The 22,870-nt window shown below is 72.1% G+C and carries 26 protein-coding genes; 16 read left to right on the forward strand and 10 right to left on the reverse strand.

The window, feature by feature from the left end; translation table 11 throughout:
- The 5 genes from ABD998_RS09175 to ABD998_RS09195 all read left to right on the forward strand — a co-directional run bounded on the left by ABD998_RS09175 (nt 1) and on the right by ABD998_RS09195 (nt 4,705).
- On the forward strand, nt 1-1,464 hold the full coding sequence (locus ABD998_RS09175) for an RDD family protein (RefSeq protein ID WP_345438314.1): 1,464 nt from the start codon (nt 1-3) through the stop codon (nt 1,462-1,464).
- On the forward strand, nt 1,461-2,258 hold the full coding sequence (locus ABD998_RS09180; RefSeq protein WP_345438316.1) for a PP2C family protein-serine/threonine phosphatase: 798 nt from the start codon (nt 1,461-1,463) through the stop codon (nt 2,256-2,258). Before ABD998_RS09175 ends, ABD998_RS09180 begins: the two co-directional genes overlap by 4 nt.
- Nucleotides 2,255-2,716 carry an FHA domain-containing protein gene (locus ABD998_RS09185; protein WP_345438318.1) on the forward strand — a complete coding sequence of 154 codons (462 nt, stop codon included), beginning with the start codon at nt 2,255-2,257 and terminating at the stop codon, nt 2,714-2,716. The genes ABD998_RS09180 and ABD998_RS09185 overlap by 4 nt, the downstream gene beginning before the upstream one ends.
- Nucleotides 2,713-4,203, forward strand: coding sequence for a serine/threonine-protein kinase (locus ABD998_RS09190; protein ID WP_345438320.1), 1,491 nt, complete (start codon nt 2,713-2,715; stop codon nt 4,201-4,203). Before ABD998_RS09185 ends, ABD998_RS09190 begins: the two co-directional genes overlap by 4 nt.
- 67 nt (nt 4,204-4,270) lie before the next feature.
- Nucleotides 4,271-4,705, forward strand: coding sequence for a recombinase family protein (locus ABD998_RS09195; protein WP_345438322.1), 435 nt, complete (start codon nt 4,271-4,273; stop codon nt 4,703-4,705).
- A 29-nt stretch (nt 4,706-4,734) separates the two neighbouring features.
- Here the strand turns inward: ABD998_RS09195 and ABD998_RS09200 are convergent, their stop codons facing one another.
- Nucleotides 4,735-4,992, reverse strand: a complete 258-nt coding sequence (locus ABD998_RS09200) for a glutaredoxin family protein (protein ID WP_345438324.1) — start codon at nt 4,990-4,992, stop codon at nt 4,735-4,737.
- A 59-nt stretch (nt 4,993-5,051) separates the two neighbouring features.
- On the opposite strand from ABD998_RS09200, the gene ABD998_RS09205 reads away from it, so the two are divergent.
- A complete protein-coding gene (locus ABD998_RS09205) occupies nt 5,052-5,933 on the forward strand; it encodes an alpha/beta fold hydrolase (protein WP_345438326.1) in 882 nt (293 codons plus the stop codon).
- A 6-nt stretch (nt 5,934-5,939) separates the two neighbouring features.
- Here ABD998_RS09205 and arfA read toward each other — a convergent pair whose 3' ends face one another.
- The 4 genes from arfA to ABD998_RS09225 all read right to left on the reverse strand — a co-directional run bounded on the left by arfA (nt 5,940) and on the right by ABD998_RS09225 (nt 12,461).
- A complete protein-coding gene (gene arfA / locus ABD998_RS09210) occupies nt 5,940-7,475 on the reverse strand; it encodes an arabinosylfuranosidase ArfA (RefSeq protein WP_345438328.1) in 1,536 nt (511 codons plus the stop codon).
- A gap of 74 nt (nt 7,476-7,549) precedes the next feature.
- The gene (locus tag ABD998_RS09215; protein WP_345438330.1) at nt 7,550-8,572 is read right to left on the reverse strand and encodes a LacI family DNA-binding transcriptional regulator; all 1,023 of its coding nucleotides are present in this window, start codon (nt 8,570-8,572) and stop codon (nt 7,550-7,552) included.
- Between the two features lie 122 nt (nt 8,573-8,694).
- Entirely contained in the window at nt 8,695-11,364 is a 2,670-nt protein-coding gene (locus tag ABD998_RS09220; protein WP_345438332.1) for a phosphoenolpyruvate carboxylase, read from the reverse strand.
- 209 nt (nt 11,365-11,573) lie between these two features.
- A complete protein-coding gene (locus tag ABD998_RS09225; RefSeq protein WP_345438334.1) occupies nt 11,574-12,461 on the reverse strand; it encodes a LysR family transcriptional regulator in 888 nt (295 codons plus the stop codon).
- Nucleotides 12,462-12,546: 85 nt separating this feature from the next.
- Between ABD998_RS09225 and ABD998_RS09230 the strand changes: the two genes are divergently transcribed.
- Nucleotides 12,547-13,203: a type 1 glutamine amidotransferase domain-containing protein gene (locus ABD998_RS09230; protein WP_345438336.1), complete on the forward strand. Its 657-nt coding sequence runs from the start codon at nt 12,547-12,549 to the stop codon at nt 13,201-13,203.
- Between the two features lie 38 nt (nt 13,204-13,241).
- On the opposite strand, the gene trhO is transcribed toward ABD998_RS09230, so the two are convergent.
- Complete coding sequence (gene trhO / locus ABD998_RS09235) at nt 13,242-14,141, reverse strand: oxygen-dependent tRNA uridine(34) hydroxylase TrhO (RefSeq protein WP_345438338.1); 900 nt, start codon at nt 14,139-14,141, stop codon at nt 13,242-13,244.
- A 94-nt stretch (nt 14,142-14,235) separates the two neighbouring features.
- On the opposite strand from trhO, the gene ypfJ reads away from it, so the two are divergent.
- From ypfJ to ABD998_RS09250, 3 genes are read left to right on the forward strand one after another with little or no spacing between them, the layout of a single operon-like run.
- Nucleotides 14,236-15,126 carry a KPN_02809 family neutral zinc metallopeptidase gene (gene ypfJ, locus ABD998_RS09240; protein WP_345438340.1) on the forward strand — a complete coding sequence of 297 codons (891 nt, stop codon included), beginning with the start codon at nt 14,236-14,238 and terminating at the stop codon, nt 15,124-15,126.
- 28 nt (nt 15,127-15,154) lie between these two features.
- Nucleotides 15,155-16,339: a low temperature requirement protein A gene (locus ABD998_RS09245; RefSeq protein ID WP_345438342.1), complete on the forward strand. Its 1,185-nt coding sequence runs from the start codon at nt 15,155-15,157 to the stop codon at nt 16,337-16,339.
- A 45-nt stretch (nt 16,340-16,384) separates the two neighbouring features.
- A complete protein-coding gene (locus tag ABD998_RS09250) occupies nt 16,385-16,915 on the forward strand; it encodes a glycine cleavage system transcriptional repressor (RefSeq protein WP_345438344.1) in 531 nt (176 codons plus the stop codon).
- A gap of 8 nt (nt 16,916-16,923) precedes the next feature.
- On the opposite strand, the gene ABD998_RS09255 is transcribed toward ABD998_RS09250, so the two are convergent.
- Together ABD998_RS09255 and ABD998_RS09260 are read right to left on the reverse strand one after the other, a co-directional pair.
- The gene (locus ABD998_RS09255; protein WP_345438346.1) at nt 16,924-17,199 is read right to left on the reverse strand and encodes an acylphosphatase; all 276 of its coding nucleotides are present in this window, start codon (nt 17,197-17,199) and stop codon (nt 16,924-16,926) included.
- Nucleotides 17,200-17,220: 21 nt separating this feature from the next.
- Nucleotides 17,221-17,403 carry a hypothetical protein gene (locus tag ABD998_RS09260; RefSeq protein ID WP_345438348.1) on the reverse strand — a complete coding sequence of 61 codons (183 nt, stop codon included), beginning with the start codon at nt 17,401-17,403 and terminating at the stop codon, nt 17,221-17,223.
- 109 nt (nt 17,404-17,512) lie between these two features.
- Here ABD998_RS09260 and ABD998_RS09265 point away from each other — a divergent pair, with 109 nt between their 5' ends.
- The gene (locus ABD998_RS09265) at nt 17,513-18,847 is read left to right on the forward strand and encodes a M23 family metallopeptidase (RefSeq protein ID WP_345438350.1); all 1,335 of its coding nucleotides are present in this window, start codon (nt 17,513-17,515) and stop codon (nt 18,845-18,847) included.
- 443 nt (nt 18,848-19,290) lie between these two features.
- On the forward strand, nt 19,291-20,472 hold the full coding sequence (locus tag ABD998_RS09270) for a tyrosine-type recombinase/integrase (RefSeq protein ID WP_345438352.1): 1,182 nt from the start codon (nt 19,291-19,293) through the stop codon (nt 20,470-20,472).
- Here the strand turns inward: ABD998_RS09270 and ABD998_RS17795 are convergent.
- Together ABD998_RS17795 and ABD998_RS09275 are read right to left on the reverse strand one after the other, a co-directional pair.
- Nucleotides 20,423-20,869 (reverse strand): ImmA/IrrE family metallo-endopeptidase, encoded by a 447-nt coding sequence (locus ABD998_RS17795; RefSeq protein WP_425562962.1) that lies wholly within the window; start codon nt 20,867-20,869, stop codon nt 20,423-20,425. The genes ABD998_RS09270 and ABD998_RS17795 overlap by 50 nt on opposite strands.
- Nucleotides 20,790-21,188, reverse strand: coding sequence for a helix-turn-helix domain-containing protein (locus ABD998_RS09275; protein ID WP_345438354.1), 399 nt, complete (start codon nt 21,186-21,188; stop codon nt 20,790-20,792). Before ABD998_RS09275 ends, ABD998_RS17795 begins: the two co-directional genes overlap by 80 nt.
- A gap of 92 nt (nt 21,189-21,280) precedes the next feature.
- On the opposite strand from ABD998_RS09275, the gene ABD998_RS09280 reads away from it, so the two are divergent.
- The 4 genes from ABD998_RS09280 to ABD998_RS09295 are packed head-to-tail and all read left to right on the forward strand — an operon-like array spanning nt 21,281 to nt 22,633.
- Entirely contained in the window at nt 21,281-21,502 is a 222-nt protein-coding gene (locus tag ABD998_RS09280; RefSeq protein WP_345438357.1) for a hypothetical protein, read from the forward strand.
- Nucleotides 21,502-21,705, forward strand: coding sequence for a hypothetical protein (locus tag ABD998_RS09285; protein ID WP_345438359.1), 204 nt, complete (start codon nt 21,502-21,504; stop codon nt 21,703-21,705). The genes ABD998_RS09280 and ABD998_RS09285 overlap by 1 nt, the downstream gene beginning before the upstream one ends.
- Nucleotides 21,702-22,466 carry a BRO family protein gene (locus ABD998_RS09290; RefSeq protein WP_345438362.1) on the forward strand — a complete coding sequence of 255 codons (765 nt, stop codon included), beginning with the start codon at nt 21,702-21,704 and terminating at the stop codon, nt 22,464-22,466. Before ABD998_RS09285 ends, ABD998_RS09290 begins: the two co-directional genes overlap by 4 nt.
- Nucleotides 22,463-22,633 (forward strand): hypothetical protein, encoded by a 171-nt coding sequence (locus ABD998_RS09295; RefSeq protein WP_345438364.1) that lies wholly within the window; start codon nt 22,463-22,465, stop codon nt 22,631-22,633. The genes ABD998_RS09290 and ABD998_RS09295 overlap by 4 nt, the downstream gene beginning before the upstream one ends.
- Nucleotides 22,634-22,870: the final 237 nt, after the last annotated feature.

Raw genomic sequence — 22,870 nt, forward strand, 5'->3', positions numbered from 1 at the left:
ATGACGACACCGGCACCGCACAGCAGCGGCCGCCCGCCGCTTCCGGCCGGCTACGGGCCGGCGCCGCTGCGGCCCGCTCCCGATGCCGTCGCCCCGCTGGGGCGCCGCGCGCTCGCGTACCTCGTCGACGTCGCGGTCGCCGTGGTCGGCGCGGGAGCGCTGGGAGGCCTCACGGCGTGGGCGTTCCTCGCCGGACCGCTCTGGCTGGGCGCCGCGCTCGCCGCCGTCGCGAGCGTGCTGGTCGCCGGCTGGTGGCTGCTCTACAGCTGGCTGCAGGGCGGCCGGCGCGGGACCCCCGGCATGCGCTGGATGGGCACGCGGCTCGTGCGCGCGGACGGAGGCGCGCCGCTCGGGTTCGGGCGCGCGCTGCTGCGCAACGTCATCTGGGCGCTCGCGGCCAGCATCGTCGTGGGGTACGTGTCGGTGCTCTTCGACCGGTCCGGCCGGCGGCAGGGATGGCACGACCTCGTCGCCGACGCCCTCGTGCTGGACGCACGGGCCGCGTCAGGCCCTGCTCCCTCCGACGCGCGGGGGTCGGCCGGCCTTCCGCTCCCACCCCGCGCCCCCGCACACCGGGCGCAGGCGGCACCCGCCTCCGCGGCGCCCGTTGACGCGCCCGCTCCGGTGGCGCCCGTTCCCCCGTCATCGGCGCCGATCGAGCCCGGTCTCGTCATCCCCCCGCGTCCCCCGCTCCCGGCGCCGGTCGCCCCGGCACCCGCTGAACTGGCACCCGCTGAACAGGGCTCCGGTCCGGAGCGGACCGTCCCGCCCGTTCCGCCGACCCCGCCCGTTCCTCCTCGCGTGGATGCCGCACCCCCTCGCGCCGAGACGGATCAGGTCGGCGGCGGCGCGCTCATCGACCGGGTCCCCGGCATCACGCAGGACCCGCCCCCCGCGCCCGCGCGTGCTGCGGTGCAGCCCGCCGCCGCCGCGGCCCGGGCCGGTGCCGAGCCGACGCCGGCCCGCGCCGTCCCCGAGCCGACGCCGACCTCCGCCGTCCCCGAGCCGACGCCGGCCCCGGCCGGCCCCGCGGCGTCCGCGCCGGCCTGGTCCGACGACGACCTCTCCGACGAGACGATCATCCCGGGCGAGCGGTCGTTCGACCCGCTGCTCGACGACACCGTCGTCGTGCGGCGGCCCGCGGCCCGCCCGACGACCTCGCTCATCTGGGACGACGGCGCCGCCCACACGATCGACGGCGTCTCGCTGTTCGGACGCAACCCGTCGGGCGACGGCGACCGCATCGCCGTGCGCGACGAGACGCTCTCGCTGTCGAAGACCCACTTCTCCGTCGACGTCGACGCCGACGGCGCCTGGATCGTCGACCTGCACTCCACGAACGGCGTGGCGATCGTGCGCGGCGACGAGCGCATCGAGGTCGTCCCGGGCGAGCGCACCGCCCTGCACGAGGGCGACGTCCTCGAGCTCGGCGACCGCACCGCGACCGTGGGGGACGCCTCATGACGGCGCCCATCACGGTGTCCTTCGGCGCGGCGACCGACGTGGGGCGCCGCCGCAGCCTCAACGAGGACTCCGTCATCGCCGAGACTCCCGTCTTCCTCGTCGCCGACGGGATGGGCGGGCACGATGCCGGCGAGGCGGCGTCGCAGATGGCCGTCGCCGCGTTCCGTGCGTTCGCGGGGCGCACGCACGTCGACGTCGACGCGGTGCGGGCGGCGCTCGACGCCGTGCGCCGCCGCATCGACGTGCTGTCGTCGTCGCGCGGCGCGGGAGCGGGGACGACCCTCACCGGCGTCGTCGTCACGGAGACGCGCGGCGTCGGGCACTGGCTCGCGCTCAACATCGGCGACTCGCGCACCTACCGGCTCTCCGGCGGGAACCTCGCGCAGATCAGCGTCGACCACTCCCTCGTGCAGGAGCTCGTCGACGCGGGGGAGCTCGCGGCCGCGCAGGCCGAGGGCGATCCGCGCCGCAACGTCATCACGCGCGCGCTCGGCGCGGGCAGCAGCGCCCGCATCGACTACTGGATGCTCCCCGCGGCACCCGGCGACCGCATCCTCGTGTGCTCGGACGGCCTGCCGCGCGAGGTCGATCACGCCGCGATCGGAGACATCCTCCGACGCGAGCCCGATCCGCAGCGCGCGGCCGACCGGCTCGTGGCGGCGGCCGTCGCACGGGGCGGGCGCGACAACGTCACCGCCATCGTCGTCGACGCCCTCGCGGTGGCCGGGCGCGGCGGCGCCGACGACACCGGCGAGCTCGACGTCGACACCCGCCCTCGTCGGGAGCGCGCATGACGGCCGTCGCCGCCCCCACGCGGGTGCCGGCGGGCGATCACGACGGGCGCACCGTCCCCTCCGGCAGGCCCGGCGACCACGACGGCGACACCCGCCCGCATCGGGCGGGCCGGGGCCCGCGCCGCATCGAGGGGCGGATGGTCCTCCCGACGGGCGAGGTCGTCGCGATCGACGCGCCCGTCGTCGTGGGCCGCCTGCCGCGGGCCGGGGCGATGCCCGGCGCGCGTCTCGTCGCGGTGCCGAGCCCGACCGGCGAGGTCTCCCGCAGCCACCTCGCCGTCCTCCCCGTCGGCGAGGGGATCGTCGTCGCCGACCTCGCCTCGACGAACGGCTCGGTCCTCATCCGCTCGGCCTCCGCACCCGAGTCCCTTCCCCCGCACGAGCGGACCGTCGTCGTCCCGGGGGATGTCGTCGACCTCGGCGACGGCGCGGCCATCCGCTTCGAGGGGCTCGCGTGAGCACGCGCCGCCCTGCAGCCCCGCCGCCCGAGATCCCCGGCTTCCACTACGTCGACGTGCTCGGGTCGGGCGGGTTCGCCGACGTGTACCGCTACGAGCAGGAGCTGCCGCGACGCCAGGTCGCGATCAAGGTGATGCTCGCGGACGGCGCCGTGTCCGACGCCGCGCAGTTCACGGCCGAGGCCAACGTCATGGCGATGCTCTCGAGCCATCCGGCGATCGTGACGGTGCTGCAGGCCGGCGTCGCCGCCGACGAGCGACCGTACCTCGTCATGGAGTACTGCCCAGGGCCGAACCTGCAGGTCCGATACCGGCGCGAGCCGCTGTCCGTCGCCGAGACGCTCCGCATCGGCATCCCCATCGCGGGAGCGGTCGAGACCGCGCACCGTGCGGGCGTGCTGCATCGCGACATCAAGCCCGCGAACATCCTCGTCACGGAGTACGGCCGACCAGCGCTCACCGACTTCGGCATCGCCGCGACGGCCCACGCGCCGTCCGAGGCGACGGGGATGTCGATCCCGTGGTCGCCTCCTGAGGCGTTCGGCGACGTGCAGCGCAGCGCCCCCCGCTCCGACGTCTACCAGCTGGGTGCGACGCTCTACACGCTGCTCGCCGGCCGGTCGCCGTTCGAGATCCCGGGCAGGAGCAACGGCACGGCCGACGTCGTCGACCGCATCCAGACCCTGCCGCTGCCGCGACTCGACCGTCCCGACGTGCCGGAGTCGCTGCAGGAGGTGCTCGCGAAGGCGATGGCGAGGCGGATGGCCGACCGTCATCCCACCGCGCTCGCGCTCGCCCGCGACCTGCAGCGGATCCAGGCCGAGCTCGGCCAGACGGTCACGCCGATCGACATCATCGACGAGCGGCCCGTCGCGGAGCGCGGGGACGACTCCGACGGCGGACGCACGCGCGTGCGGGGCGTCGTCAGCATCGAGCCGCAGGCGGCGGGCGGCGCGTCCGTCGACGCCGACACGGTGCTGCGCGGGGCCGTCAGCATCGAGCCCGTCGACGCCACGGTCATCCGGCCGCCGTACTCCGCGAAGAAGGCCGACGCGCCGCGCACGGAGATCTCCGCGGAGAGCGCGCGTGCGCGGTGGCCGTGGATCACCGCCGCGGTCGTCGTCGGCGTCGCCGCGGCAGGCGTCGTCGCGGCCGGCGTCCCCGCGCTCCTCGCCCCGCCGGAGCCGCAGGAGACGACGGCGACGATCGCCCCGCAGGACCCCGTCGCAGTGGTCCCCGCCGTCGAGCAGCTCACGGGGGAGGTAGCCGGCGACGAGGTCGTGTTCACGTGGACCAACCCCGATCCCGAGGATGGCGACAGCTACATCTGGGACGCCGCCGCGATCGACGAGGAGCCGGATCCGGAGGTCACGGAGGAGACGTCCGTCACGGTGCCGGCGCGCGGCGCGCAGACGTGCCTCACGGTGACCCTCCGGCGCGCGAACGGCACGAGCTCGGCCGACGAGACGGCGTGCGTCGGGGGATGACGGGCGGCGCGCCGGGGCTGGGAATCGAGGGGGTCGGCACGGCAGAATGGACGTGGAGGCCAGGGACATGACGCACGCAGACACGACCGACACCGACATCCATCAGGCAGCGGAGTGCCCGGAGTGCTTCGTGGAGCTGCGCCGCGACAACGACTGGTGGCAGGCGCGCCCCGCCGGCTCCCGCCTCGTCGGCCTCGTCGTGCAGCGCGACGACATGCCGTCGGTCATCCAGCAGCGCGACGACCTCACGAGGTTCGGGGTGCCGATCGAGAGCTTCCGGCATCCGGCGCCCAACATCCTGGAGTCGTGGGAGCAGCGGCTCGAGCGGCTGTTCTCGCACCTCAAGGCCGGCGACGTGCTCGTCGTCGCGAGCGTGCACGCCCTCGGTCGCGATGCCGCGGAGGAGGTCCGCACGATCGCCGCGCTGACGCGACGCGGCGTCGTCGTGAAGGTGCTCGACCACGGCCGGAAGCACCTCCACGACGCGCCATCCGCCCGCTGAGGATCGCCCCGGGCCGGACCGGTGCCGCGTCAGATGAGCGAGAGCTCCCGGAGCTTCGCCTCGACGTCGGCGTTCGACGGCTCGACGTGGTGGCTGGCGTCGGGGTAGACGACGACGGGGATGTTCGTCCGACCGGAGATCTCCTTGGCGACGTCGGCCGCTGAGGGGTCGGCCTCGAGGTCGACGTAGGTGTAGGCGACTCCGAGCCCGTCGAGCTGCGCCTTCGTGCGGCGGCAGTCGCGGCACCACTCGGCGCCGAACATCGTGATCTCGTTCGCGTTCGTCATGTCTCCAGGATAGATCCGCGTCGTGCCGCCGGCTCCGACGCCGACTCTAGGCTGGGGGGATGGAACGGGCTGCGGACGGGATCGACGAGACGGCGGAGCGCGCGAAGGCGGCGATCGACGAGACCGTCGCGGAGGCCGAGGCGGTCGCTCGCGACGTCGCGGACACGGTCGACGCCGCCATCGACGACCTCGTGGACGCGCCAGACGAGGGCCGCGTCTCGCGGTTCACGTGGCAGGGCGCCACGCTCGTCGCCGAGGAGCGCGGTGCGGGCGAGCCGGTCTTCCTGCTCGTCCACGGGATCGGCATGGGGCGCAAGGTGTTCGGCGACGTCGCCGTCCGGCTCGCCGCCCACGGCAGGACGATCGCCATCGACCAGCCCGGATACGGCGAGGCGCCGGAGCCGCGGCGCACGCCCGCGATCGAGCGCGTCGCCGACCTCGTCGCCGCGTTCATCCGCGATCGCGGGCTCGAGCGCCCCGTGCTCGTCGGGCACTCGATGGGCACGCAGGTCGTCGCGGAGGTCGCGGCCCGCCATCCCGAGCTGGCGGGCCCCGTCGTCCTCGTGGCGCCGACGGTCGACCCGTCGGCTCGCCGGGCGCTCCCGCAGCTCGCCCGACTCGGACGCGACCTCCTGGGCGAGAGCGTCAAGGTCCTGCTTCTCGGCGCGCGCGAGTACCTCCGCGCCGGCCCCCACCTCCGTCGCAAGATGCGCGCCATGCTCGCGCATCGGCCGGAGGACGCCTATCCGCGCATCCGCTCGCGCGCGCTCGTCGTCCGCGGTGCCGACGACGTCGTGTGCCCCGAGCCATGGTGTCGACGCGTCGCGGGGCTGCTTCCCGACGGCGAGCTCGTCGAGATCCCGGGCCACGGACACGAGACGATGATCCGCGACGGCGCGCCAGCGGCCGAGCGCATCCGAGGATGGCTCGATCGCGGCTGAGACGGCTCAGACCCGCGCGACGTCGAGGACGACGACCGCCCAGGAGAGCGGGGGCAGCGTCGCGCGCAGCGACCCGTCGACGAGTGCGGCGGCGTCGAGGGCGACGAGGCCCACGGCGTCCTGCGCGTGCGCGAGGTTCGCCGTGAACCGGTCGCCTCCCTCGGGGACGGTGAGCACCTCGGCCGAGCGGATGGCCGTGGCGGCGAGGCCGTGCAGGTCGACCGTCACGTCGCCGGGCTCGGAGAGCGAGCGGTTCGCCAGGAAGAGCGCGACCGCTCCCGTCTCCTCGTCCCACGTCGCGGCGGCGTCGACCGCGTCGACGTCGCCGTGGCGCGCCGTCGCGATCCGCGAGGCGTCGACCGCGAGCCGCAGGATCCGGCCCCGCGCGAGCCGGGCCATCCGCGCGAAGGGCCAGAAGATCGACTGGCGCCACGCGGGGCCGCCCTCCTCCGAGCGGATGGGCGCGATGACGTTGACGAGCTGCGCCTGGTTGGCGATGCGGACGCGGTCTCCGTGCCGCAGCAGGCTGTGGAGGAACGTGCCGACGACGACGGCGTCGGTGACGTTGTAGGCGTCCTCGATGAGGCGCGGATGCTCCCGCCACCGCCGTGCGACGAGATGCGGCTGGTCGTCGGTGTCGAGGCCTCGCTGGTACCAGACGTTCCACTCGTCGAACGAGATGTCGACCCGCTTCCTGTGCTTCCCCGCGGCCTTGACGGCGTCGACCGTGGCGACGACGCCGTCGATGAACGCGTCCATGTCGACGGCCTCGGCGAGGAACGACGCGGCGTCGCCGTCGTGCTCCTGGTAGTAGGCGTGCATCGAGATGTAGTCGACCTCGTCGTACGCGTGCGTGAGCACGGTGTGCTCCCAGGTGCCGAACGTCGGCATCTGCCGGTTGGACGAGCCGACCGCGACGAGCTCGATCGTCGGGTCGACGAGGCGCATCGCCTTGGCCGTCTCCTGCGCGAGTCGTCCGTACTCGTGCGCCGTCTTGTGGCCGATCTGCCACGGGCCGTCGAGCTCGTTGCCGAGGCACCACAGGCGGATGTCGAACGGCTTCTCGGCGCCGTTGGCGCGGCGCAGGTCCGACCAGTGCGTGCCGCCCGGATGGTTGGCGTACTCGACGAGGGCCCTCGCCTCCTCGACGCCGCGCGTGCCGAGGTTGACGGCCTCCATGATCTCGACGCCGGCCTCGTCCGCCCACGCGGCGAACTCGTGCAGTCCGAACGCGTTGGTCTCGACCGTGTGCCAGGCGCCGTCGAGGCGGCGCGGGCGCTCGGCGACCGGGCCGACGCCGTCCTCCCACCGGTAGCCGGAGACGAAGTTGCCGCCGGGGTAGCGCACGACGGTCGGGCCGAGCTCGTCGACGAGGGCGAGCACGTCGCGGCGGAAGCCGCGCTCATCGGCCTGCGGATGGCCGGGCTCGAAGATGCCGGTGTACACGCAGCGTCCCATGTGCTCGACGAACGAGCCGAAGAGGCGACGGGGCACGTCGGCGATCGTGAAGTCGCGGTCGATCGTGATACGGGCGCGGGCCATGTCTCTCCTTCGATCGGGCGCACCCATCGTTACATCGATGAAATCCTCTGCGCAAGAGGGGGAGACGGCGGCGGTCAGCGGGCCGTGCTCGCCCGCTCCACGACCTCGTGAGGAACGACGACGGCGCGCGGCGGGCGCGAGCGGTCGGCCATCCGGCTCTCGAGCAGTGCGAGCACCTCCTCCGCGAAGCGGCGGCGGTCGAAGCGGACGGTCGTGAGCGCGGGAGTCGTGAACCGCGCGGGCTCGATGTCGTCGAAGCCCGTCACGAGCACGTCCTCGGGCACGCGGATGCCGCGCGCGGCGAGCGCGTGCAGCACCCCGACCGCGAGGGAGTCGGTGAAGGCGACGACGGCGTCGAACGGCGCTCCGCGCTCGACGAGCTCGTCGGCGGCGCGCGCCCCCGCCTCGGTGTTCCACGGGAAGACGGTCGCCTCCCGGTCGGGGTCGGGGGCGATGCCCGCTTCGGCGAGGGCGTCGTGCACGCCGGCCAGACGCAGGCGGCTCGTCGCGGTCGCGGCCTCACCGCGGCCCCCGCCGCCGACGACCGCGACACGGCGCGCACCCTGGGCGAGCAGGTGCCGGGTGATGTCGCGCGCGGCGGCGCGGCTGTCGACGAGCACGCGGTCGGTGACGTGCTGCTCCACCTCGCCGATGAGGACGACAGGCGGCAGCCGGTCGGTGTGGTCGACGGCGCTGTCCTCGAGGCGGATGGGGTTGAGGATGACGCCGTCGACGAGATGCGCCCGCGCACGCGACACGAGGGCGTGCTCGCGTGCGGGCTCGGCGGCCGTCTCCTCGATCTGCACGGCGAACCCGCGCTCGTGCGCGACCTCGACGATGCTGTGGACGACCTCGGCCGAGTACGCCGTCGCGAGGTCGGGGAGGGCGAGGGCGATGACGCCCGTGCGCCCGTTGCGGAGCCCGCGCGCGGCGAGGTTCGGCACGAAGTCGAGCTCGGCCATGGCGGCCTGGACGCGCTCGATCGTCTCCGGGCGCACGAAGACGGAGCCGGTGACGACGTTCGAGACGGTCTTGGCGGAGACGCCGGCGAGCGCCGCGACATCCTTCATCGTCGCCCTCGCCCCGCCTGCCGCCATCCGCCCAGGATAGCCGCGGCTCCCGTCGCCTCCGCGAGGGCGGTGCCGGAGAGGGAGCCCCCGAGATCGTCGAACGGCCGCGCCCCGGAGGGCGCGGCCGTTCGACGACGGGCGACGCCGGCTCAGCCGGTGTTCTGCAGGCCGGCGGCGACGCCCGACACCGACAGCAGCAGGAGGCGCTGCTGCTCGGGGTCGGCGTTGCCGCCCGCCGGGGTCTCCCGCAGGGCGCGCAGCGCCCGCAGCTGCAGCAGCGACAGCGCGTCGACGTAGGGGCTCCGCAGCTTCACGGCGCGCTGCAGCACGGGCTTGTTCGCGAGCAGGCCGTCGCCGCCCGCGATGCGCACCACCCAGTCGCGCGTGAGCGCCATCTCGTCCGAGACGAGCGCGGCGAGGTCGTCGCGGTCGCCGAGGGCGAGGTACTGGCGGGCGATGCGGTCGTCGGCCTTCGCGAGGCTCATGGCGACGTTGTCGATCATCGTGCGGAAGAGCGGCCACTGCGCGTAGGCGTCCTTCAGGAGCGCCTCGTCGCCGACGGCCTCGAGCGCCGTGCCGAGCCCGAACCATCCTGCGAGGTTGATGCGCGCCTGCGTCCAGGCGAAGACCCACGGGATGGCGCGGAGGTCCTCGAGCGACTCGACCGACAGGCCGCGGCGTGCGGGACGCGAGCCCAGCGCGAGCAGGCCGACCTCCTCCATGGGGGTGACGGTCGCGAACCACGGTGCGAAGCCGGGGGCCTTCACGAGCTCGAAGAAGCGCGCCCGCGAGGTCGTCTCCATCGTCTGCGCGATGCCCGCGAAGCGCTCGGCAGCCGTGCGGTTGCGCTCCTCGTTCGACGGCGCCGACGCGGTGAGGATGGCCGCTGCCACCTGATCGACGTGGCGCATCGCGATGTCGGCGTCGCCGTAGCGGGCGAAGATGACCTCGCCCTGCTCCGTCAGCTTGAACCGCCCGTCGACGGAGTGCGGGGGCTGCGCGAGGATGGCGCTGTTCGCCGGCCCGCCGCCTCGGCCGAGCGCGCCGCCGCGGCCGTGGAAGAGGGTCAGCTCGATGCGCTGCTCCTGCGCCCACGCGGCGATGGCGGCCTGCGCCTCGTAGAGGGCGAGGTTCGCGGCGACGGGGCCGACGTCCTTCGACGAGTCGGAGTAGCCGAGCATGACCTCGAGCCGGCGGCCGGTGGCGTCGAGTCGCGACGCGAACTCCGGATGGTCGACGATCTCCGCGAGGATGCCCGGGGCCGCCTGCAGGTCCGCGAACGTCTCGAAGAGCGGGATGACGTCGAGGACGGGCACGGTCCCCGTCTCGCCGACGGCGTACCGTGCGAGACGGTGCACGTTCGCGAGGTCGTCGGCCGACTGCGTGAACGACACGATGTAGCGGCCGGCCGCACGCGGCCCGAAGCGCTCCTGGATGTAGGAGATGGCGCGGAAGACCTCGAGCACCTCCTCCGTCAGCTCGCTGCGGGTGCCGCCCGCGTCGAGCTCGGCGAGCACCTTGGCGTGCACGGCGGAGTGCTGGCGCACCTCGAGCTCCGCGAGGTGGAAGCCGTAGGTCTCCACCTGCCAGATGAGCTCCTGCAGCGCGCCGTAGGCCTGGCGGGCCGCACCGGCGGCGGCGAGCGACTGCTGCACGACGCGCAGGTCGGCGAGGAAGTGCTCGGGGTCGCGGTAGGCGAGGTCGGCGTCGCGCGTGCGGGTCGCGGTGATCTTGCGCGCGAGGAGGAGCAGGATGCGCCGGTGCGGCTCGTTGGGGGAGCGCTTGGCGACCTCGGCCGCGGTGTCCTCGTCGGCGCTCCGCAGCCGCTCCCACAGGGCGAGCAGCTCGTCGCTGGGCGGCGTGGTCGTCGCATCGAGCGTGAGGCCGCGGCCGACGCGCTGGGTGGCGCGCTCGAGCCCGAGCAGCACGTGCTCGCTCGCGATCGCCGCCGCCTTGCGGCTGATCTTGGCGGTGACGAAGGGGTTGCCGTCGCGGTCGCCGCCGACCCACGTGCCGACCCGCACGAAGGGGCGCACGACGGGGGCGCGGTCGCCGCCGTCGACGCCCTGCAGGGCGTCGTCGACGCGACGGTAGATCTCCGGGACGGAGGTGAAGAGGGTGTCGTCGAACACCGCCATGACGGCCCGCACCTCGTCCTTCGGCGACGGCTTCTCTGGACGGATGGGCGCGGTGCGCCACAGCGTGTCGATCTCCTCGAGCATGAGGCGCCGGGTGCGCTGCTCGGCCGACCCGCCCTGCGGAGCGGTCGACAGGTCGTCGACGAGCCCCGACAGGCGGCGGATGCTCGTGGAGACGGCGCGGCGCCGCGCCTCGGTGGGGTGCGCGGTGAAGACGGGGTGGAAGCGCAGCGCCTGCAGGCGGTCGCGTGCCGCATCCTCGCCGATCTCCGCGGAGAGCTCGGCGTAGGCGCCCGCGATCGTGCCGCGCGGGTCGCGCTCCGGCTGCCCGTCGCGTTCGCGCAGCACGCGCACGCGGTGCTTCTCCTCCGCGAGGTTCACGAGGTGGAAGTAGCACGTGAACGCGCGCGCGACCTCGTCGGCGCGGGCGACCGTGAAGGCGTCGGCGATCGCCACGGCACGGTCGAACGCCTCGGGGGAGGGGTCGGTGTAGGCGTGGATGGTGGCGGTGCGCAGGCGCTCGACGTCCTCGAAGAGGCCGGTCGAGCCGCTCTCGCGCAGCACCTGCCCGAGCAGCGATCCGAGCAGGCGCACATCCGCGCGCATCTGCTCGGGGATCTCCTGCTCGGCCTCCAGCCGCCCGACGGCGTCGAGTACTTCCGTGGGTGTGGGATCGTGCATGACTCAACGGTATCGCCCGTCTGTTGCCGCTTTGTCACGGCCGGTCACCCGCGGCAACGTGCGCGGAGTCGTCGGGTGCGCCCGCTCTGCGCGGGGTGCGCTGTCGAGTCCTCGCCGCGTGTGCGGAACGGCCGGTGGAGGCCGGTGGACGCTGTGCAACCTGCGCATCGTCGTGCGTCCGGGAGGATGCGGCGAGTGCGACGGGAGCGTCAGGCGAGCGCGTCGACGACGGCCCGTTCCACGGCGGCGCGGACCCGCTCGACGTGCGGTGCGAGCGCTCCGGGTCTCCGGGCGAGGAACAGCGTGTTGATCGGCGGGTCGTCGGTCGGCGCCAGGTCGACGAGGCGGCCGTCGGCCAGGTCGTCGCGGCACAGGTGCAGCGGCAGCGCGGTGGCTCCGGCGCCCGCGACTGCCGCCCGCCGCAGGGCGCGCAGATCGGGCGCGATCAGGGCGGGCTCGCGCTCGAGGCGCGTGCCGAGCACATGGCGCCAGAAGCGGCGGAGGATGGGCACGTCGTGCGCGTAGGAGAGGAGGGGCGTGTCGTCGAGGGGCGCCTTCGCCCATCGCGGTGCCGCGACGAGCGCGAAGACCTCGTCGGAGAGCGGCACGGAGACGACGGAGCGCCCGCGAGGCCGCTCGGAGGCGACGACCAGGTCGAGGGCGCCGGCCCGCAGGGCGTCGACGAGCGCGGCGCTCAGTCCGGGCGTCGTGCGCACTCGGACGCCGTCGGCGACGAGCGGAGCGAGCGCAGGCGCGACGATCTCCGCCAGCAGCTCGGCCGCCCCGCCCACGCGCACGGGCGGCTGCGGCGAGCGCACGCCGTCGCCTCCGCCCAGCGCCGCGGCGACCCCCGCGAAGGGCGCCGCCAGTCGCGCGGCGAGCGCGTCGGCGTGCGGGGTCGGGATGACGCCGCGCGCACCGCGTTCGAACAGGCGCTGGCCCTGGGTGCGCTCGAGCGCCTGCAGCTGCGCGGTCACGGCCGGCTGGGTGAGGCCGAGCGTGCGAGCCGCGCCCGAGAGCGATCCCGCGGCGTGGATGGCGAGGAACGCGCGCCACAGGGGGAGGTCGTCCAGGCCATCAGATGAGCTATGGGGCATATCGCCAAGCTATCGGAAGAGGTGGTGATGACGGACCGTTCGACCCATCGAGGCCCACGAGGGCCGCCGAGATCGAGGAGACCCCATGTCCACCGTCCTGTTCGTCGTCACGGGTGCCCGCACCCTGACCCTCTCCGACGGCTCCGCCCACCCGACCGGGTTCTGGGCGGAGGAGCTGCTCGCGCCCTACCGCCTGCTCGTCGAGGCCGGCCACGACGTCGTGTTCGCGACGCCCGGCGGGGTCGCGCCCGTCGCCGACCCCGCATCGCTCGCCGAGGGCGACGCCGTGGCGCTCGCCGCCATCCCGGGCCTCGCCGCTCCTCGCCGCCTGGAGGACGTCGGCGCGTTCGACGCCGTGTTCTATCCGGGCGGGCACGGCCCGATGGCCGACCTCGCGACCGACGCCGTCTCGGGTGCCCTCCTCTCGGGGGCGCTCGACGCCGGGATCCCCACCGCGCTCGTGTGCCATGGCCTCGCGGCGCTGGTCGCGGCGACGCGGGAGGACGGCGCGCTCGCCGCTGCGGGCCGGACGGTCGCCGCGTTCACCGACGCCGAGGAGCGGCAGGGCGGGCTCGGCGAGCGCGCGCCCTGGCTGCTGGAGACGGCGCTGCGCGACCGCGGCGTCGTCGTCGACGCGGCCGAGCCGTGGGCCGATCACGTCGTCGTCGACGGGCCGCTCGTGACGGGGCAGAACCCGCAGTCGTCGGCGTCGGTCGCGCGCGCCCTGCTCGAGCGCCTCTGAGCCGGATGGCCCGGCCCGCGCGGGCCGGGCCATCCGCCTCAGACGAGCGCGTCGGCGTGACGTGCGCAGGGAGCGGAGTCGCCGCATCCCCCGCAGAGGACGACGCGCACCTGGCAGGCGTCGTCCACGCAGTCGACCATCCGGTCGGTCGCCGTGCCGCACGACGTGCACTGCGAGATGACGGCGGCGCCCGACCCGAAGGTCATCGACTCGCGTCCGTCGAAGACGTACAGCGAGCCCTCCCACAGGCCGGTGTTGCCGAAGGTCTCCCCGTAGCGCACGATGCCGCCGTCGAGCTGGTACACCTCGCCGAAGCCGCGCGCCGTCATGAGGCTCGACAGCACCTCGCAGCGGATGCCGCCCGTGCAGTAGGTCACGACCGGCTTGCCCTTGAGGTCGTCGTAGCGGCCGGAGTCGAGCTCGGCGATGAAGTCGCGCGTCGTCGCGACGTCCGGCACGACGGCGTTCTTGAACCGCCCGATCGCCGCCTCGAAGCCGTTGCGCCCGTCGAAGAAGACGACCTCGTCGCCGCGCTCCTCGACGAGCTTGTGGAGCGCACCTGGGGTCAGATGGGTGCCGCCGCCCACGACGCCGTCCTCGTCGACGCGGAGCTCGCCCGGCGCGCCGAACGAGACGATCTCGTCGCGCACCTTGACGGACATCCGGGGGAAGTCGAGGCTGCGGCCCTCCGCGTCGAGACCGGAGCCGGACGACCACTTGAACTCGATGCGCGCGAACGGCGCGTAGTCCTTCGTCTTGCGGATGTAGCGCTTCAGGGCGTCCATGTCGCCGCCGACGGTGCCGTTGATGCCGTCCTTCGACAGCAGGATGCGTCCGCGCAGCCCCAGCAGCTCGCACAGATCGCGCTGCCAGAGGCGCACGGCCTCGGGATCGGCGATCGGCGTGAACAGGTAGTAGAGGAGGATCTTCGCGGGCACGCCTCCAGGGTAGGGCGGATGGCCGTGAGGACGCCGGTCGCGGCGTCGTCAAGGCCCTCGCGCGGGGCATGCCCGTGGGCGCTACCGTGAGCGCATGACGTTCAACGAGAACGCGAACGTGGGCGGCAATCGCGCGCGCCGCCGCGGGCGCACGGCAGCGGTGGCGGGCGGCGGGGTGGCGGGCCTCGGCGTGATCGGCGTGCTCGTGCTCGGTCTCCTCACGGGCGGCGACTTCGGATCCCTCCTCGGGCTGCTCTCGCCCGACGGCGGCACGACGACGGGCGGCTCCGGCGAGGGGTCGGTCATCGCGGACTGCGAGACGGGGCAGGATGCCAACGAGGACGACGACTGCCGCCTCGCGGCGGGCTCCCTCGCGCTCGACCAGTTCTGGGGCGACACGCTCGCCGATGCGTACCGCGAGCCCGGGCTCGTCATCGTCGACGGGCAGACGGCGACGTCGTGCGGAACGGCGTCGAACGCCGCCGGCCCGTTCTACTGCCCGCCCGACGAGACGGTGTACGTCGACCCGACGTTCTTCTCGCTGCTGCGGGAGCGGTACGACGCCCAGGCGGGGCCGCTCGCGCAGCTGTACGTGCTCGCGCACGAGTGGGGCCACCACATCCAGAACCTCGAGGGCACGCTCTCGGAGCACCAGAGCTCGGCCACGGGGCCGGAGAGCGACGGCGTGCGCACGGAGCTGCAGGCCGACTGCTTCGCGGGTGCCTGGGTGGGCGACATGACGGACCAGGTCGACGAGAACGGGGTTCCCTATCTCGAGGCGCCCACGCAGGCCCAGCTCGCCGACGCGCTGGATGCGGCGTCGGCCGTGGGCGACGACCACATCCAGGAGCAGTCGGGCGGATTCGTGAACCCGGAGAGCTGGAGCCACGGCTCGAGCGAGCAGCGCATGCGGTGGTTCCAGACCGGCTACGCGTCCGGCGTCTCGGCCTGCGACACGTTCGCCGTGGAGGGCGACGAGCTGTGAGGCCGCCGCGGTCGCTATCCTGACCGCCATGACCACCCGAGTGCCCGGGATGCCGCGCCTGCGGCTCACCCCGATGCAGCCCCGCGACCCGCGCGAACCGCATCGTGCGGCGACGTCGCTCGAGCTGTTCTTCGACCTCGTCTTCGTCGTCGCCGTGAGCACGGCCGCTGTGCAGCTGCACCACGCGCTCGCGGAGGGCCACGTCGCCGAGGGGCTGCTGTCGTACGGGCTCGTGTTCTTCGCGATCTGGTGGGCGTGGATGAACTTCACGTGGTTCGCGACGTCGTTCGACACCGACGACTGGCTGTACCGCGTGCTGACGATCGTGCAGATGAGCGGCGTGCTCGTGCTCGCGGCTGGCATCCCGCAGGCGTTCCACGGCGAGTTCGCGATCCCCGTCGTCGGGTACGTCATCATGCGCATCGCGATGGTGACGCAGTGGCTGCGCGCCTCGGCGTCGGCGGGCGGAGCGCGACGGGCCACGCGCGTCTACGCAGGCGGCATCGCCGCCGTGCAGGTCTACTGGGTGGCCATCCTCTTCGTGCCGCACGGCGTGCCGTTCACGATCGCGTTCCTCGTCGGGGTCGCCCTCGAGGTGGCCATCCCCCTCCTCGCGGAGCGTCGCGGCCAGACGCCGTGGCATCCGCACCACATCACGGAGCGGTACGGTCTGTTCACGCTCATCCTGCTCGGCGAGAGCCTGCTCGCCTCCGCCAACGCGATCATCGAGGCGCTCGAGGAGGTCGAGACCCTCGGGCCGCTCGTCGCGATCGCCGTGCTCACGCTCGTCGTGACGGCGGCGCTGTGGTGGATCTACTTCTGGCCGCCCCACCACCGCGCGATCGGGACGCTGGGGCAGTCCATCCGCTACGGCTACGTGCACTACTTCGTGTTCGCGGCGGCCGGGGCGTTCTCGGCCGGGATCGAGGTCGAGATCGACGCCCTCACGGGGCACAGCGCCCTGACGGGGGTCGCGGCGTCGTTCACCGTGACGGTGCCGATCGCCGTATTCGTGCTCGGCATCTGGTGGATCGCGATCCGTCGGAGCGCCGACCGCGTCGTCAACGTCGCCGTGCCGGCGGGCGCCGTGCTCGTGCTCCTCGATCCCGTCCTGCCGATCCCCGTGACGCTGACGGCTCTCATCCTCGCCGTCGTCGTCGTGGTGCTCGTGCTGCGCCCGCCCGTGGAGGCCGGCGACCGCCATCCGTCGTGACGGCCGCCCTGGCGGCGGGGTCGGCGACGCGGCTACAGTGACGCCGTGACCACCCTCGTCCTCACCGTCATCGGCGACGATCGCGCCGGCCTCGTCGCGGCGATCGCCGACGTCGTCGATGCCCATGGGGGCAACTGGGAGACCAGCCGCCTCGCCGAGCTCGACGGCACGTTCGCGGGCGTCGTGCAGGTGTCCGTGCCGTCCGAGCGGGTCGCCGCGCTGCGCGAGGGGCTCGACGCGCTCGACGGGCTGCTCACCGTCGTCGTGCGGACGGGGTCGGATGGCACCGAGTCGGATGGCACCGGGTCGGATGGCGCGGGACGCTCCGTGACGCTCCGTGTGCTGGGGGACGACCGCCCGGGGATCGTGCGGGAGGTGTCGTCGGCGCTGCGCGCGCACGGGCTCAGCATCGAGAGCATGGCGACGGAGACGCGGGACGCCGCGATGGCGGGCGGTCGGCTGTTCGAGGCGACCGCCGCCGTGCGCGTGGCGGACGACGCGGAACTGGATGCGGCGATCGGCGAGCTGGAGCGGATCGCGGCCGACATCCAGGTCGATCTGCTGCCCGCCGAGTAGTCGCTCGGTCAGATCGAGGCGCGCACCTCGAAGGTGCTGTCGCCCTGCGGATCGGCGTCGTCGACCTCGAGGCCGTCCACGCGCGACCCGACGGGGCCGGAGTGCATCCAGGCCACGACGGCGTCGACGGCCGTGTCGGATCCCTCCAGCTCGGCCTCGACGCGATCGGAGCCGACGTTGCGGACCCAGCCCGCGACATCCCGCCGTTCGGCTTGCCGGGCTGTGCTCCAGCGGAAGCCGACTCCCTGCACGACGCCGCGGGCGACCACATGCACGCGCTTCATGCGGGCCATCCTCGCATCGGATCAGTCGAGCGAGAAGGGGCGGCCCTCCGAGACGGAGATGGCGTAGGCGCGGACGAGCTCGGGCGTCGCGCCGGGCGTGAGCTGCTCGACGACGGGCGCCGCGTGCGCGACGATCTCGTCGACGGGCCGGCCCGTCCACTCGCGGCGGAAGTCGGCGTCCTGCGTGAACCAGATGAGACTCATGACCCCACCGTCGCATGCGCGGGTGCCGGACGTCGCGGGGTTGACGTGGGCAAGAAGGGGTTCCCTCTTCGCGCCTGAGCGTTCAGTATGGGTTGCGGGGGAATCACATATGCAGTCTGAAGACGACACGCAGCACGACCAGGCGCTGCGGAGGGAACGGCCGCCGAGGCCGCGGCGCATGGCGCACGTGGGCGTCGCGGCGGCAGCCGCACTCGCCATCGCCACGGGAGCGGGGGCGCTCGCCGTGGCCGTGCCGACGGCGGAGAGCGCGCCCGTCGCGGCCGTCTCGATCGCCGCCGTGCCGGAGGTCTCCGACGACCACGAGGTGCCCGAGTCGCCCACGGCCGGGTTCTCGGATGCTGCGGCGCAGTTCGCCGCGGGATCCGTGGTCGAGCTCCCCGAGCTCGCATCGAGCTCCTACGGCGCGACGACGATGGACGAGCTGACCAAGGCGCAGAAGAAGGCGCGTGAGGCGCTCATCCGCTCGGCGATCGAGTCGGGCCTCGACGTCGACCTGTCGCGGCTCGACGAGAAGGGGCTCACCTCGATCGGGCGGTTCCTCTGGCCCGTGAAGGACTACGTGCTCACCGACCAGTTCGGCGCGCGGAACGGCAAGCACATGGGCATGGACATCGCCGCAGCGGGCGGCACGCCCATCACAGCCGCGTCGCCCGGTGTCGTCGTCGTGTCGAGCGAGGGCTACTACGGGTACGGCGTGGCGGTCATCATCCAGCATGTGAACGGCGTGCAGACGCTGTACGGGCACATGACGTACGGCAGCCGCGTCGTCGAGGAGGGCGACTGGGTGGAGGCCGGCGACCCGATCGGCCAGGTCGGGAACACGGGCCACAGCTTCGGCGACCACCTGCACTTCGAGGTGCGGGTCAAGGGCGTGCCGGTCGACCCGCGCATCTACCTCGACGGGGCGGGCACACCCGACGACGTGAAGCCGTGGACGCCGACAGGCGGCGGCCAGCCCGCCGGCACGACGCCGTCGGCTGCGCCTTCGGCGCCGGCGACTCCGACGACGGCTCCGGGAACGCCGAAGCCGACCGCTCCCGGGACGCCGACGCCGACGAGCCCTTCGTCTCCGTCTCCGTCGACCCCTCCGACCACGGCGCCGCCGACGACGGCGCCTCCGACGACGGCTCCTCCGACGACAGCGCCTCCGACGACGGCTCCGCCCACGACAGCGCCTCCGACAACGGCGCCGCCCACGACGGCGCCGCCCGAGACGGCGCCGCCCGAGACGAGCGAGCCGACGCAGCCGCCGGTGACGACGGAGCCTCCCGCCGAGACGCAGCCGCCCGCGACCTCCACTCCTCCGGCGGAGTCGACGACCCCCGCGCCGTCGACATCGCCGTCGAGCACGACCGCCCCGTCGGCGGCGCCGCTCCCTGAGCTCGACATCACGTTCGCGCCGACGGAGCCGCCGGCGGAGTGAGCCCCGCCCGCCCGGTCATCGACCAAGGGCGGGGAGTGGCGCGGGTGTTTCGTCTCGCTTCGCTCGCTCATCGGCCAGAGGCAGGGGCACGGCGCTGGGGCAGAGCAAAACCCCCGCCATGTAGAAGCTAGGCGAGGGTTTCTGGGACCGTTGTAACGACGGTCCTTGTGGCTCCGACGGGCGTCGATCCCGTGACCTCACGATTTTCAGTTGTGAGGAACTTGTCGATAACGGCTTGAATCTGGCCTCAGCCGCGTGCTAGCGTGTCGATATCGGCAGGTGACAGCCGCTAGCGACAGGTCGCTATGGCTACACCGTCGAATACACCAACCTTGGCCGGAAGGAACCAGCGGTGACGTACGTCGAACGCATGAGAAGAAGATCCGCGGACAACGGGGTCCGCGAGCGTCTCAACGCAAGCAGCACGAACAGGGGAGGCCCGCATGAGGGGCAAGGGCGAAGGCTCGATCTTCAAGGACAAGCGCGGACTCTGGAACGGGGTCATCGAACTCCCGTCGCACGGGGGCGACCGACGCCGCAAAGTGATCCGCCGCAAGGACAAGAAGGCGCTTATCGACGAGATGCGCCGCCAGACAGCCGAACTGTCCCGGCGCGGCGACCTCCCCACGGGTGGGCAGACCGTTGACCAGTGGATGAACTACTGGCTCCGCGAGGTCGCCGCCAAGACAGTGCGACCGAACACCTACGACGGTTACCGACGCACGGTTGAGAACCACATCATCCCCGCCATCGGGAAGACCAAGCTCGACAAGGTGACGGCGACGCACATCCGACGCGTACACGACGCGATCACCGAGAAGGGCATGAAGTCCACCACGGCCCTGCTTGCACACCGCGTCATGTCCGTGTCGTTCAAGATCGCAGTCCGCGAGGGGCGCTTAGGAAGGAACCCTGCCGAGATGACCGCAGCACCGCGCAAAGCGCGGCCAGAGCTTGAAGCGCTGACCGGCGCAGAGGCGATCCACTTCCTGGACCACGCCCTGCGCGACCCTATCCACGGGGCCAAGTGGGCGACGGCCCTTATGAGCGGGGCACGTCGTGGTGAGGTGCTTGGGTTGCAGCGCGACCGCGTTACCGACGTCCTTGACCTCTCCTGGCAGTTGATCCGTATCGCGAAGACGGAAACGGACGGCAAGCCCAATGTGCCCGACGACTACGAGTACCAGCATGTCAAGGGCGGGCTCTATCTCACCCGGCCGAAGTCGTCAAAGTCGTGGCGCATCATCCCTCTGGTGGACCCGCTGAAAGGCATCCTCGAGCGGCACATGGAGCACGCGCCCGACAACCCTTGGGGTCTCGTGTTCACCCGCGACGGCAACCCGATCAGCCCCGATCAAGCGTCACGAGATTGGCGCACGTCTCTGGCTGCAGCGGGGATCGAGAAGAACGTCCGGCTACACGACGCCCGCCACTCCGCGGTGGACCTTCTCTTCGAGGCCGGCGTCCCTGAAGACCTCATCATGGAGATCGTCGGCCACTCGGTGCGCTCTACGACCCGCGGGTACAAGACCGCTCAGAACCGCCAGCGTCTTTTGGGCGCTATGGAGCAGTTCTCTAAGCTGTTCGTTGTCCCGCCACATACGCGCGAAATAGACGCAGCGTAACCCCCAGCTCGCTCACCAAGCGCTCCTCGTCAGGGCACCACCTATACAGGTCGGCCAGTTCCTCTGGATCTATGAGATGCCAGGCAGCGAACTGGTCGGCCTGTTTTTCGTGTTTTGGGCGGTCGTCCTCGTGCCCGTACTCGGAGTGTCCGATGCCGTGCGCCAAGGCGTTCCTTCGGTGCACTGACCTCAGCTTGGAGTTGACGATGAGGGTGCGCAGTTCCGGCAGCCAGAGTTCGTGCCCAGTCCGCAGCGGCCTGACGACTACCTCCAAACCGATCGCGTCGGCGTGGGCATACGGGTCATAGGCCCGCCCCCTAGGGAAGCTCGGGCTCGTCCTGTTCGAGCTCGGTGTCATAGATCGCTGCCTTCTTCTCGATCGCCTCGATCTCGTCATCTGTCATCTCGGCAACCGACTTCTTCGTTCGGTGGGCTTCGAGGCTAACGGGACCATCCGACATCCCGGCCTGCTCGCGCTCTGCCAGCTCTCGCAGGATCTCCTCCATCACAATCGTCGGGCTGACGCCGATCGCGTTGGAGATCACCACAAGGTCGGTCGCCGTGACGGGTGCGGTCCCGCGGAGCTTCTTCTGAAGCGATGTAAGCGGGATCTCCGAGCGCTCGGCAAGCTCTTCTTGCGTGAGTCGCTTCCGCTTATAGAAGCCCGTTAGGACGTCGGAGGCTACTTGGCTGATGAGTGGCTGGGCGGGGGACACGGTTCCAGTCTAGGTCGCCAGCCCACCGATTTCGGCATGAAAAGTTCCGCTAACGGGTTGCGGCAACCGCTGGCGGCATGTAGCCTACCGATATGGACAGGTTGCACGCCGGAATCGGCATCGCAAGAAGAGTGAACCTCGCGATCAGCGAGGCAGGCTCGGACGTTCACAGCGTCGCACAAGCCGCCGACATCACCGACCTCGAGCTGCTCGACTGCCTGAACGGGCGTGCCGACTTTCAGCTTGGGGTACTGGTGCGTGTCGGCGGCTTTCTGCGTATCCCCGTCACTCGATTCATGGAGGAGGCCGCGTGATGGACACGCAGCTCGACAAGCTCAGCTACTCGGTTCCGAACCTGGCTCTCGCCACGGACCTTTCGGTCGATTCGATTAGCAAGGCGATCAAGGCCGGCGATCTCGTGGCGAACTACTTCGGCACGAAGCCCGTGGTGACGCGGGATGAGGCGAGGAGATGGCTTGAGAGCCTGCCGAACGAGAAGCCGGAGCGTGTCGCGTGAGCGGCTTGCAGCGATTCGACTTCAACGAGCTTCCGTTCCGAGCAGGGCTGATCGATGGGGAGCCTTGGTTCGTCGCGGTTGACGTGTGCAACGCTCTCGACCTCGCCAACACGACGCAGGCGCTCGCTCGCCTGGATGAAGACGAGCGCACCCTCATCTCAAATGAGGGTGGTCGAGAGGTGAACGCCGTGAACGAGGCGGGACTGTACTCGCTGATCCTCGGCAGTCGGAAGGCTGAGGCGAAGCAGTTCAAGCGGTGGGTGACTCACGAGGTGCTGCCCACCATTCGCAGGACGGGTTCGTATGGCGCCCCGGCGCTTCCTGACCTGTCGACCCCGGAGGGTGTGCTGGCTCTGGCGCAGACGCTCACTCGGACGGCTGAGGAGTTGGTCGCGGCGAAGCATGAGGTAGCGGAGCTCACGCCTCGCGCGGATGCGTGGGATGACCTGGCGTCTGCTGATGGTGACTACGCGGTGGGGGATGCGGCGAAGATCCTGGCGCGGGCTGGGATCGAGACGGGTCAGCAGAGGTTGTTCACGCAGCTCGCGAAGTTGGGGTGGGTGTTCCGTGGTGAGCGGGGCAAGTGGACGGCGTTCCAGTCGGCGGTGAATGCGGGGTATCTGCGGGAGTTGCCGCAGTCGCATCATCATCCGCGGACGGGGGAGTTGGTGTTGGACCCTCCGCAGGTTCGGGTGACGGTTCGGGGTCTGGAACGGCTGCGGGTTCGTCTGGGGAAGCTGAACCTCGAGGTGGCGGCATGAGCCGCAAGAAGTGCGCGGCCTGCGGACGTGCTGACGGTCAGATGATGGCCACCGTCTGGATCGGCGAAAAGCGCGCGAACTACTGCCACGACGACGACGGGGACTGCTACAGCCCCGCGACGTGGGCGGGATACCCGGAGATGCGGGAACCAAGCCCAATGATCTGACCCTTCACGGGTCGCAGGTACCGGTGCGCTCGCGGATCGGCCGGTACCGCGGTTTCGTGCACCCTTTTTCGGGTCTCGAACATTGTTCTTTGACAATTCAATAACACTGACTAGCGAGGATACGCGGCACTCACGCCATTGGGTGCTGGACGCCGGGAAAGCCGGAACCGCGATGAATGGACGGGCCCCAGGCAGGGGAGTTGCCGCCCGCGAGAGAAAGTAGCTAGGTGGGTGTGG

It is taken from the genome of Microbacterium gilvum (genome assembly GCF_039543865.1).
In the GTDB taxonomy this organism is placed as follows: domain Bacteria; phylum Actinomycetota; class Actinomycetes; order Actinomycetales; family Microbacteriaceae; genus Microbacterium; species Microbacterium gilvum.

Excerpts from the sequence above, each read along its gene's own strand:
- ABD998_RS09185 (WP_345438318.1), top strand. The coding sequence starts at position 2,255 with ATGACGGCCGTCGCCGCCCCCACGCGGGTGCCGGCGGGCGATCACGAC.
- ABD998_RS09175 (WP_345438314.1), top strand. The coding sequence starts at position 1 with ATGACGACACCGGCACCGCACAGCAGCGGCCGCCCGCCGCTTCCGGCC.
- ABD998_RS09215 (WP_345438330.1), bottom strand. The coding sequence starts at position 8,572 with ATGGCGGCAGGCGGGGCGAGGGCGACGATGAAGGATGTCGCGGCGCTC.
- ABD998_RS09200 (WP_345438324.1), bottom strand. The coding sequence starts at position 4,992 with ATGACGAACGCGAACGAGATCACGATGTTCGGCGCCGAGTGGTGCCGC.
- ABD998_RS09220 (WP_345438332.1), bottom strand. The coding sequence starts at position 11,364 with ATGCACGATCCCACACCCACGGAAGTACTCGACGCCGTCGGGCGGCTG.
- ABD998_RS09280 (WP_345438357.1), top strand. The coding sequence starts at position 21,281 with ATGGACAGGTTGCACGCCGGAATCGGCATCGCAAGAAGAGTGAACCTC.
- ABD998_RS09230 (WP_345438336.1), top strand. The coding sequence starts at position 12,547 with ATGTCCACCGTCCTGTTCGTCGTCACGGGTGCCCGCACCCTGACCCTC.
- arfA (WP_345438328.1), bottom strand. The coding sequence starts at position 7,475 with ATGGCCCGCGCCCGTATCACGATCGACCGCGACTTCACGATCGCCGAC.
- ABD998_RS09205 (WP_345438326.1), top strand. The coding sequence starts at position 5,052 with ATGGAACGGGCTGCGGACGGGATCGACGAGACGGCGGAGCGCGCGAAG.
- ABD998_RS09255 (WP_345438346.1), bottom strand. The coding sequence starts at position 17,199 with ATGAAGCGCGTGCATGTGGTCGCCCGCGGCGTCGTGCAGGGAGTCGGC.
- ABD998_RS09260 (WP_345438348.1), bottom strand. The coding sequence starts at position 17,403 with ATGAGTCTCATCTGGTTCACGCAGGACGCCGACTTCCGCCGCGAGTGG.
- ABD998_RS09180 (WP_345438316.1), top strand. The coding sequence starts at position 1,461 with ATGACGGCGCCCATCACGGTGTCCTTCGGCGCGGCGACCGACGTGGGG.
- ypfJ (WP_345438340.1), top strand. The coding sequence starts at position 14,236 with ATGACGTTCAACGAGAACGCGAACGTGGGCGGCAATCGCGCGCGCCGC.
- ABD998_RS09225 (WP_345438334.1), bottom strand. The coding sequence starts at position 12,461 with ATGCCCCATAGCTCATCTGATGGCCTGGACGACCTCCCCCTGTGGCGC.
- ABD998_RS09295 (WP_345438364.1), top strand. The coding sequence starts at position 22,463 with ATGAGCCGCAAGAAGTGCGCGGCCTGCGGACGTGCTGACGGTCAGATG.
- ABD998_RS09285 (WP_345438359.1), top strand. The coding sequence starts at position 21,502 with ATGGACACGCAGCTCGACAAGCTCAGCTACTCGGTTCCGAACCTGGCT.
- ABD998_RS09245 (WP_345438342.1), top strand. The coding sequence starts at position 15,155 with ATGACCACCCGAGTGCCCGGGATGCCGCGCCTGCGGCTCACCCCGATG.
- ABD998_RS09195 (WP_345438322.1), top strand. The coding sequence starts at position 4,271 with ATGACGCACGCAGACACGACCGACACCGACATCCATCAGGCAGCGGAG.
- ABD998_RS17795 (WP_425562962.1), bottom strand. The coding sequence starts at position 20,869 with ATGACGAGATCGAGGCGATCGAGAAGAAGGCAGCGATCTATGACACCG.
- ABD998_RS09270 (WP_345438352.1), top strand. The coding sequence starts at position 19,291 with ATGAGGGGCAAGGGCGAAGGCTCGATCTTCAAGGACAAGCGCGGACTC.
- ABD998_RS09265 (WP_345438350.1), top strand. The coding sequence starts at position 17,513 with ATGCAGTCTGAAGACGACACGCAGCACGACCAGGCGCTGCGGAGGGAA.